Genomic DNA, 10,388 nt, shown 5'->3' with positions numbered 1-10,388 from the left:
CCGCAGAACATCCACCACATCCCACTCGACGAACCCACCCAACGCCCGCCCGCACTCCGCCAACCGCTCAGCGAACGCAGGCACCGCCTCCAACAACTCCAACGCCATGCCCACCCACTGCGACCCCTGCCCCGGGAACACGAACACCGCCTTGGGCTCCTCCTTGGCGGCTCCCTGCGCCACGGAGGGGGACTCGGCGCCGTCGGCGACCGCGTCCAGGGCGCCCAGGAGGGTTCCGCGGCCGTCCGCGAGCACGACCGCGCGGTGGTCGAAAGCGGGTCGGGTCGCCGTCAGCGAGTGGCCGACGTCGACGACGTCGAGGTGGTCCCGGCTCCGGAGGTACGCGGCCAGGCGTGCGGCCTGCGCCCGGAGGCCCTCGGCCGACTTGCCGGACACGACGACCGGCACGATCGCGGGCCGTACGGGGGTCTCCTGTCGGCTGTCCTGATCGCCGGTGGCGCCGTCGGGTCCGGCCCCGGCCGCGGGCGCCTCCTCGATGATCACGTGCGCGTTGGTGCCGCTGATCCCGAACGCGGAGACACCGGCACGCCGGGGCCGGCCGTCGGGCTCGGGCCACCTGCGCGCCTCCGTCAGCAGCTCCACCGCACCCGCCGACCAGTCCACCTGCGGCGTCGGCTCATCCACATGCAAAGTCCGAGGCAGCACACCATGCCGCATCGCCTCGACCACCTTGATGATCCCCGCGACACCAGCGGCCGCCTGCGTGTGCCCGATGTTCGACTTGATCGACCCCAGCCACAGCGGCTGACCCTCCGGCCGGTCCTGACCGTACGTGGCAAGCAGCGCCTGCGCCTCGATCGGGTCACCCAGCGTCGTCCCCGTACCGTGCGCCTCCACCACGTCGACCTGGTCCGCCGATATCTGCGCACTGGCCAGTGCCTGCCGGATCACGCGCCGCTGGGAAGGCCCGTTGGGCGCGGTCAGGCCGTTGGACGCGCCGTCCTGGTTCACCGCGGAGCCCCGTACGACCGCCAGGATCCGGCGGCCGTTGCGCCGCGCGTCGGAGAGCCGCTCCACGGCGAGGACGCCGACGCCCTCGCCCCAGCCGGTGCCGTCGCTCGCCGCCGCGAACGCCTTGCAGCGGCCGTCGCGGGCCATGCCCTGCTGGCGGCTGAACTCGATGAAGGTCTCGGGCGTCGCCATGACCGTGACGCCTCCGGCGAGGGCGAGCGAGCACTCCCCCGACCGCAGCGCCTGAACGGCCAGGTGCAGCGCCACCAGCGAGGACGAGCAGGCCGTGTCCAGGGTCACGGCCGGCCCCTCCAGGCCGAGGGTGTAGGCCACGCGGCCCGACGCGATCGCGCCCGCGTTGTTGTTGTGCGCGTAGTCGTGGTACATCAGGCCGGCGAAGACGCCGGTGCGGCTGCCGCGCAACGTCAGCGGGTCGACGCCCGCGTGTTCCAGCGCCTCCCACGAGGCCTCAAGCAGGAGCCGCTGCTGCGGGTCCATCATCAGGGCCTCATTGGGGCTGATCCCGAAGAACGCGGCGTCGAACTCGCCTGCCTGGTGCAGGAATCCGCCTTCGTCGACATAGCTCGTGCCGGGGCGTGACCCCTCGGGGTCGTAGAGGTTCTCCGTGTCCCAGCCGCGGTCGGCCGGGAACGGGGCGAGCGCGTCCCGCCCCTCGTCGACCAACTGCCACAGTTCCTCCGGCGAGGTCACCCCTCCCGGGTAGCGGCAGGCCATGCCGATGATCGCGATGGGCTCCCGGAGCTCGGCCGTCAGCTCCCGGTTACGGGCCCGCAGCCGCTCGGCGTCCTTGAGGGAGGCGCGGAGGGCAGCGACGAGCTTCTCGTCAGAACTGGCCATTGCGAGATCACACTTCCTGAGTCGCGTCGTCGAGGTCCATGCCGTCCATGCCGTCCAGAGCCATGCTGATCAGGCTCTCCGTGTCCATCGCGTCGATCGATTCGGGCTCCGCCGCCGACGGGCCGCCGAGTCCCGGATCCGCGACGCCGGCCCCGGCCAGCTTCAGCAGGCCGTCCATGAGGCCCGCGTCGCGGAGCCGGGTGAACGGGATGGCCTGGAGCAGGCGGCGGACCTGTTCCTCCGCCGCGGCGGCGGCATCGTCCTCCTCCGGTACCAGTTCGGCGAGGAGGTGGCGGGCCAGCGCCCGCGGGTTCGGGTGGTCGAAGACCAGCGTGGCGGGGAGCCGGAGCCCCGTCGCCGCGTCCAGCGCGTTGCGGAACTCCACCGCGGAGAGCGAGTCGAAGCCGAGGTCGCCGAAGGCCCGCTCGGGTTCGACCGCGTCCGGCCCCGGGTGCCCGAGTGTGGCTGCCGCGTGTGCCCGTACGACGTCAAGGAGCGCGTCGGCCCGGTCGGCGGGAGGCAGCGCCGCGAGGCGGTCCTGGAGCGGCACCGCCGTCCGCGCGGCCGCCCGGCCCGCGGTGCGCCGGGCCGGGGCGCGGACGAGGCCGCGCAACAGCTCGGGCACGTCCGTCCCGGCCATCGCGCTGACGTCGAGGTGGATGAGGACCGGGGCTGGGTGGTCGAGCGCGCTCGCCGCGTCGAAGAGGGCGAGTCCGTCCTCCACGGACAGCGGCAGCACCCCGCCCTGCGCCATGCGGGATTGATCGGCACTGCTCAAGGCGGCGTTCATGCCGCCCACCTCACCCCACAGGCCCCAGGCCAGTGACAGGCCCGGAAGTCCCCGCGTACGACGATGAGCTGCCAGGGCGTCCAAGTAGGCGTTGGCGGCGGCGTAGTTGGCCTGCCCCGGAGCCCCCATCACGCCCGCAGCTGACGAGAACAGTACGAACGCCGACAGGTCCATCCCTGCCGTCAGCTCATGCAGATGCCATGCCGCGTCCACCTTCGGCCGCAGTACCCGGTCCATGCGCTCAGAGGTCAGCGAGCCGATCGTGCCGTCATCCAGCACACCAGCCGTATGCACCACACCCCTCAGCGACCGCCCGGCCAGCAGAGCCGTGAGCGCGTCCCGGTCGGACACATCACACGCCACCACCTCCACCTCAGCACCCAGGCCGGACAGCTCTGCCACCAACTCACCAGCACCCGGGGCCTCCAGGCCCCGGCGGCTGGTCAACAGCAGGCTGCGCACGCCATGCTCGACAACCAGATGCCGGGCCACCAACGAACCCAGGCCACCCGTGCCACCCGTGACCAGCACCTGGCCACCGGCAGCAAACGGCACCGGCCCACCCGGCTCACCGACCACACGCTCAAGGCGCGCGGCATGAACCACCCCGGCACGCACCGCTACCTGCGGCTCACCGGAGGCCGTCGCCAGGGCTACGTCCTCCTCGCCGCCATCCACCAGGACGATCCGCCCCGGGTTCTCCGACTGCGCAGAACGCACCAGACCCCACACCGCGGCCCCAGCCAGATCGGTGACCTCCTCACCGTCCAGGGCCACAGCACCCCGGGTCAGGACCACCAGCTTCCTGTCCGCACAGCGCTCATCGGCAAGCCACTCCTGCACCACCGACAGCACACGGGACACCTCGGCACGCACCGCGTCCGCGTCACCGGCACCACCACCGCGCAGCACCACCACATCCGCGACCGCGGCACCGCCCTCAAGCGCCTCCCACGCCACGACGGACGGGGAGACCTCGGCGACAGGCGCAGGTACACGGTGCCACCCCAGTGCGTACAGCGACTCGTGAACAGCCGCCCCGCCGACCGACAACCGGTCCAGAGCCACCTCACGCAACACCAACGAAGCAACCGACGCCACCGGCAACCCAGCCGCGTCCGCCACCTCCAACTCCACCTCACCCGCACGCACCGGACGCACCCGCACCCGAAGCCCCACAGCACCCGAAGCCTGCAACTCCACCCCCGACCAGGCGAACGGCAACGCGGCCCGCTCACCGGCCACACCGGTCAAGGCGGTCACATGGAGCGCGGCATCGAGGAGCGCCGGGTGCAGACCGAACCGGGCCGCCTCCGACGCGGCCCGCTCGTCCAGCGCCACCTCGGCGAAAACCTCGTCCCCGCGCCGCCACGCCGCACGCAGGCCCTGGAAGACCGGCCCGTACTCAAGGCCCGCCTCCGCCATCCCGGCGTAGAAACCGTCGAGATCGACCGCATCGGCCCCCGACGGCGGCCACTGCATCAGGTCGTTCGGCCTCGGCTCGGGGTCGGCGGGTGCCAGCACGCCGGTGGCGTGCTCGGTCCACGGCGCGACCGGCACCGCTTCGTCGCGGGAGTAGACCGTGAGGGCCCTGCGGCCGTGGTCGTCCGCCCCGTCGACCGACACCTGGATCTGTGTGCCGCCCGACTCGGGGAGGACCAGCGGCGCCCGCAGGGTCAGCTCCTCGACCCGGCCGCAGCCGACCTGGTCGCCCGCCCGGATCGCCAGCTCCGCGAAGGCCGTGCCCGGCAGCAGCACCGTGCCGCCCACGCGGTGGTCGCCGAGCCACTGCTGCGTCCCCACCGCGAGCCGGCCCGTGAAGACCACGCCGTCGGAGCCGGGCAGCGGCACCATGGCGCCGAGCAGCGGATGCTCGGCCGGGCCCAGCCCCATCGACTGGGGGTCGTGGTGCCGCGCCGACTCCTCCTGGAGCCAGTACCGACGGCGCTGGAAGGCGTACGTCGGAAGATCCACACGCCGCGCACCGCGCCCGGCGTAGAAGGCCTCCCAGTCCACCCGGGTCCCGTTCACATGCAACCGGGCCAACGCCGTGACCAGGGCTTCCGGCTCACTGCCATCCTTGCGCAGGGCCGCCACGCACGAGACGTTCTCCGCGTCGGCCAGGCAGTCCTGGACCATCGCGGTCAGCACACCTGACGGGCCCAGTTCCAGGAACGTCCGTACTCCTTCAGCGTGCAGAGCGCGTACCTCGTCGGCGAAACGGACCGCCTCGCGCACGTGCCGTACCCAGTACTCCGGATCCGTGACCGCACCCGTCATCGCGATCCGGGGCGCCGCAAAGGAAACCTCCTCCACTACCGCGCGGAAGTCGTCCAGCATCGGCTCCACCCGCGCAGAGTGGAACGCGTGCGACACCTCCAGGCGCCGCGAGCGCTCAAACCCCGACGCCACGGCGAGTACAGCGTCCTCGTCGCCGGAGATCACCACCGACCGCGGGCCGTTCACCGCGGCAATGTCCACGCCCTCCACCAGGGCTGCACGGACCTCGTCCTCCGTGGCCACCAGGGACACCATCGCCCCACCCGGTGGCAGGGCCTGCATCAACCGGCCACGAGCCGCCACCACACGGCCCGCATCCTCCAGCGACAACACCCCCGCCACATGGGCTGCGGCCAGCTCTCCTACCGAGTGACCGCCCACGAAGTCCGGCACCACACCCCAGGACTCGACCAGACGGAACAGTGCTACTTCCACGGCGAACAGGGCCGACTGCGTGAACTCCGTACGCGCCAGCAACCCCGCATCATCAAACACAGACTGATCCAGGCCCACCGCCGCGCACGCCGCATCGAACGCCTCCGCGAACACCGGGAACACCTCGTACAACTCACGGCCCATACCGACCCGCTGCGCACCCTGACCCGTGAACAAGAACGCCGTCTTCCCCTCAGCGCGGGCGGTCCCTGTGACCACCTGCGACGAGGGCGAGTCGTCGGCCAGGGCTGTCAGGCCGCGGACGAAGTCCTCCTGGTCCTTCCCGACGACGACCGCGCGGTGGTCCCACGCCGCACGGAGCGTCGCCAAGGAGTGCCCCACGTCGGCCACACCCTGCTCCGGGTGCTCGGTCACGTGCTCCAGCAGCCGCGCCGCCTGGGCCCGCAGTCCGGCGGGTCCTCCCTTCGCCGACAGCGGCCACAGCACCGGGCCGTCAGGGGTCCGGTCGGTGTCCTCAGCCGCCGCTACGAGGTCGTCGAGCGGCTGCTCGATGACGACGTGGGCGTTGGTGCCGCTGATGCCGAAGGAGGAGACACCGGCACGCCGGGGGCGGCCGTCGGTCTCGGGCCACTGGCGCGGCTCGGTGAGGAGTTCCACCGCACCCGTCGACCAGTCCACCTCCTTCGACGGCTGGTCCACGTGCAACGACTGCGGCAGCACGCCGTGGCGCATCGCCTCGACCATCTTGATGACACCGGCGACACCGGCGGCCGCCTGGGTGTGCCCGATGTTCGACTTGATCGAGCCCAGCCACAGCGGACGGCTCTCCGGCCGGTCCTGACCGTAGGTGGCAAGGAGTGCCTGTGCCTCGATCGGGTCGCCCAGCGTGGTTCCCGTGCCGTGTGCCTCCACGGCGTCGACGTCGTGCGTGGTCAGACCCGCGTTGCTGAGTGCCTGCCGGATCACCCGCCGCTGGGAGGGGCCGTTGGGCGCGGTCAGGCCGTTGGAGGCACCGTCCTGGTTGACGGCCGTGCCCCGGACGACCGCGAGCACCGGGTGCCCGTTGCGCCGCGCGTCGGAAAGGCGCTCGACCAGCAGCATGCCCACGCCTTCACCGAGGGCCGTGCCGTCGGCGCCGTCGGCGAAGGACTTGCAGCGGCTGTCACCGGCCAGGCCGCGCTGCTCGCTGAAGTAGACGAAGGTCTCCGGGGTGGACATGACGGTCACACCGCCCGCGAGGGCCAGCGAGCACTCCCCCGACCGCAGCGACTGCACGGCCAGGTGCAGCGCCACAAGGGACGACGAACAGGCCGTGTCCACCGTCACCGCGGGACCTTCGAGCCCCAGGACGTAGGAGACCCGGCCGGAGGCGATGGCGCCGGAGTTGCTGCTGTAGGCGTAGTCGTGGTGCATCATCCCGGTGAAGACGCCGGTGGCGCTGGACCGCAGGGACGAGGGGTCGATTCCGGCGCGCTCCAGGGCCTCCCACGAGGCCTCAAGGAGGAGCCGCTGCTGCGGGTCCATGGTGGTGGCCTCGTTGGGGCTGATGCCGAAGAAGGCCGGGTCGAAGTCGGCGGCGTCGTGGAGGAATCCGCCCTCGCGGACGGAGACGGTGTCAGGCCGCTCCCCGTTCGGGTCGTAGAGCCGCTCGACGTCCCAGCCGCGGTCGGCCGGGAACTCGGAGATCGCGTCACGGCCCTCCGCTACCAGCCGCCACAGGTCCTCCGGGGAGCCGACTCCTCCTGGGTAGCGGCAGGCCATGGCCACGATGGCGATCGGGTCGTCGTCGGCGGCGGCCGACGCGGGCGCGAGGGCACTCCGCTCGTCCTCAGCGGCCGTACCGGACAGCTCACCCGTCAGGTACCGGGCCAGGACCACCGGTGTCGGATGGTCGAACACCAGGGTCGCGGGCAGCCGCAGCCCGGTCGCCTCGTTGAACCGGTTGCGGAACTCCACCGCCGCCAGCGAGTCGAAGCCCAGGTCGCGGAAGGCGCGTTCGGGCTCGATCACTTCGGGCCCGGAGTGTCCGAGTACCGATGCCGTCTGGGTGCGGACCATGTCCAGTACGAGCGCGAGCTGCTCCTCCCGGGGCACCCGGGCGAGCCTGGCCCGCAGGCCGTCCGGGGCGAGTGAACCGCCGTCCGCGGCGCGGCGGGCGACACCGCGCACCAGGCCACGCAGCACGGGAGGTACGGTCCCCGCCGCCATGGAGCGCAGATCGAGGCGGATGGGGACGAGGACCGGCTGCTCGGACGCGAGGGCGAGGTCGAACAGGCCAAGGCCGTCATCGGTCGACAGCGGCCGTACGCCGCCGCGTGCGAGCCGGGCACGGTCGTCGTCGTCCATGGCCCCGGTCATGTCACTGGCCTGGTCCCACAGCCCCCAGGCCAGGGACAGGCCGGGGAGTCCCTGCGTACGACGATGAGCTGCCAGGGCGTCCAAGTAGGCGTTGGCGGCGGCGTAGTTGGCCTGCCCCGGAGCCCCCATCACACCCGCAGCTGACGAGAACAGCACGAACGCCGACAGGTCCATCCCCGCCGTCAGCTCATGCAGATGCCACGCCGCGTCCACCTTCGGCCGCAACACCCGCTCCATGCGCTCAGAGGTCAGGGAGCCGACCGTGCCGTCGTCCAGCACACCCGCGGTATGCACCACACCTGTCAGCGAACGCCCGGCCAGCAGAGACGTGAGCGCCTCCCGGTCGGACACATCACACGCCACCACCTCCACCTCAGCACCCAGGCCGGACAGCTCTTCCGCCAACTCACCAGCACCCGGGGCCTCCAGGCCCCGGCGGCTGGTCAACAGCAGGCTGCGCACGCCATGCTCGACGACCAGGTGCCGGGCCACCAGCGAACCCAGGCCACCCGTGCCACCCGTGACCAGCACCTGGCCACCGGCAGTGAACGGCGCCGCTTGAACCCGGTCACCGCCGGATACGGCGGCGCGGGCCAGCCTCGCCGCGTATGCCTGGCCGTCGCGCACCGCGACCTGCGGCTCACCGGAGGCCAACGCCAGGGCTACGTCCTCCTCGCCGCCATCCACCAGGACGATCCGCCCCGGGTTCTCCGACTGCGCAGAACGCACCAGCCCCCACACCGCCGCCCCGGCCAGATCAGTGACCTCCTCACCGTCCACCGCCACCGCGCCGGAGGTCACCACCGCCAGGGTCGAGTCCGCGAACCGCTCCTCGGTAAGCCACTCCTGCACCACCGACAGCACCCGACACGCCTCAGCACGCACGGCATCCGCGTCCGCGATGCCAATGCCGCCACCACGCAACACCACCACGTCCGCCACCGAACCGCCGCCGGACGACACCTCATCCCACTCCGCGACGGACGGGGTGCCCGCGACGGCGGGCACAGGCGCCCACGCGACCTGGAACAGCGCGTCCCGGCCGACCGTGCCGGAGGCCGCTATCCCGTCGATCGCCGCGGGCCGCAGGACGAGGGACGCGACCGAGGCGACGGGCCGGCCCGACGCGTCGGCGACGTCCAGCGACACCTCGCCCGCGCCGGGCCCGGCGGGCCGGATCCGCACCCGCAGGACCGAGGCACCGGTCGCGTACAGCGTCACGCCCGACCAGATGAATGGCAGGACGGCCTGGTCACCGGTGGCACCGCTCAGGCCGATCGCGTGCAGGGCCGCGTCGAGGAGCGCCGGGTGCAGGCCGAACCGTTCGGCCTCCGCCCGCGCGGCCTCCGGCAGGGCGACCTCGGCGTAGATCTCGCCGTCGGACGCGCCGGGGCCACCGGCCCGCCAGGCCGCCCGCAGCCCCTGGAAGACCGGCCCGTAACCGAGTCCGGCCGCGGCCATGTCCTCGTAGAAGCCGTCGAGTCCGAGCGGCTCCGCCCCGGTCGGCGGCCACTGCGCCAGGTCGAACGCCGCCGGGGCCGGGGCCGTGGACAGGACGCCGACCGCGTGCCGGGTCCACGCCGCGTCCGCCGCGGCCTCCTCGTCGCGGGCGTACACGCCGACCGACCGGACCCCGGGCGCCTCCGGGGCGCCGAGGACCACTTGCAGGTGGACGCCGCCGCTCGCCGGCAGGACCAGCGGCTGCTGGAGCGTGAGTTCCTGGAGGCAGCCGTAGCCCACGGGGTCCCCCGCGCGGACCGCCAGTTCGACGAAGGCGGTGCCGGGCAGCACGACGGCCTCACCCACCGCGTGGTCGGCGAGCCAGCCCTGTGCTGCCAGTGAGAGGCGGCCGGACAGGACGAAGCTGTCGCTGTCGGCCAGGGAGATCGCCGCGCCGAGCAGCGGGTGGTCCGCCGCGTCGAGCCCGGCGGAGACCACGCCGCCCGTGTCGGCGGGCGCGTGCAGCCAGTAGTGCTCGCGCTGGAAGGCGTAGGTCGGCAGGTCCACGCGGCGGGCGCCGGTGCCCTCGAACAGGCGCGACCAGTCCACGGCCGCCCCGTGCGCGTACGCCTCGGCCAGCGAGGTGACGAAGCGGCGCAGCGAGCCGTCGCGGCGGCGCAGCGAGCCGACCGCGGCCGCCGTCGCCCTGGCGGACTCGATCGTCTCGCCGAGGCCCACGAGGAGGCCGGGGTGCGGGCTGGTCTCGATGAAGATCCCGAAGCCGTCCTCCAGGAGGGCCCGCGTGGTCTCCTCGAACCGCACGGTCTGGCGGAGGTTGCGGTACCAGTACTCCGCGTCCAGAGCGGCGGTGTCCAGCTTCGACCCGGTCACCGTGGAGTAGAACGCCACCTCCGACGACCGGGGGCGGACGTCGGTCAGCGCGGCGAGCACCTCGTCGCGGATCTGCTCCACGTACATGGAGTGCGACGCGTAGTCCACGGGGATGACACGCGCGCGGACGCCGTCGGCCTCCAGCTCGGTACGCAGTTCTTCGAGGGCGGCGGGCTCACCGCAGACGACCGCCGAGGACGGGCTGTTGACCACGGCCAGTTGCAGTCGTCCGTCCCAGCGGGCGATACGTTCCTCCGCGTCCGCGGCGGACAGGGCGACGGACATCATGCCGCCGTGCCCCGCCAGGCCCTGCCGGATCACCTGGCTGCGCAACGCCACCACGCGCGCCCCGTCCTCCAACGACAACGCACCCGCCACACACGCCGCGGCGATCTCCCCCTGC

General features: G+C 72.7%; 1 protein-coding gene and 1 pseudogene. Both read right to left on the bottom strand.

The genetic code is table 11. The features are described from left to right. Positions 1–1,824, bottom strand: a pseudogene (locus AC07GB_RS39620) (type I polyketide synthase); the annotation flags it as partial. A gap of 13 nt (positions 1,825–1,837) precedes the next feature. Beyond that, on the bottom strand, positions 1,838–10,388 hold an 8,551-nt coding region (locus tag AC07GB_RS39615), incomplete at its 5' end, for an SDR family NAD(P)-dependent oxidoreductase (protein WP_478854419.1).

This window comes from Streptomyces sp. NPDC045778 (assembly GCF_056431945.1).
The sequence above is the reverse complement of the archived record's forward strand: the minus strand, read 5'-3'. Positions and strand labels throughout refer to the sequence as shown.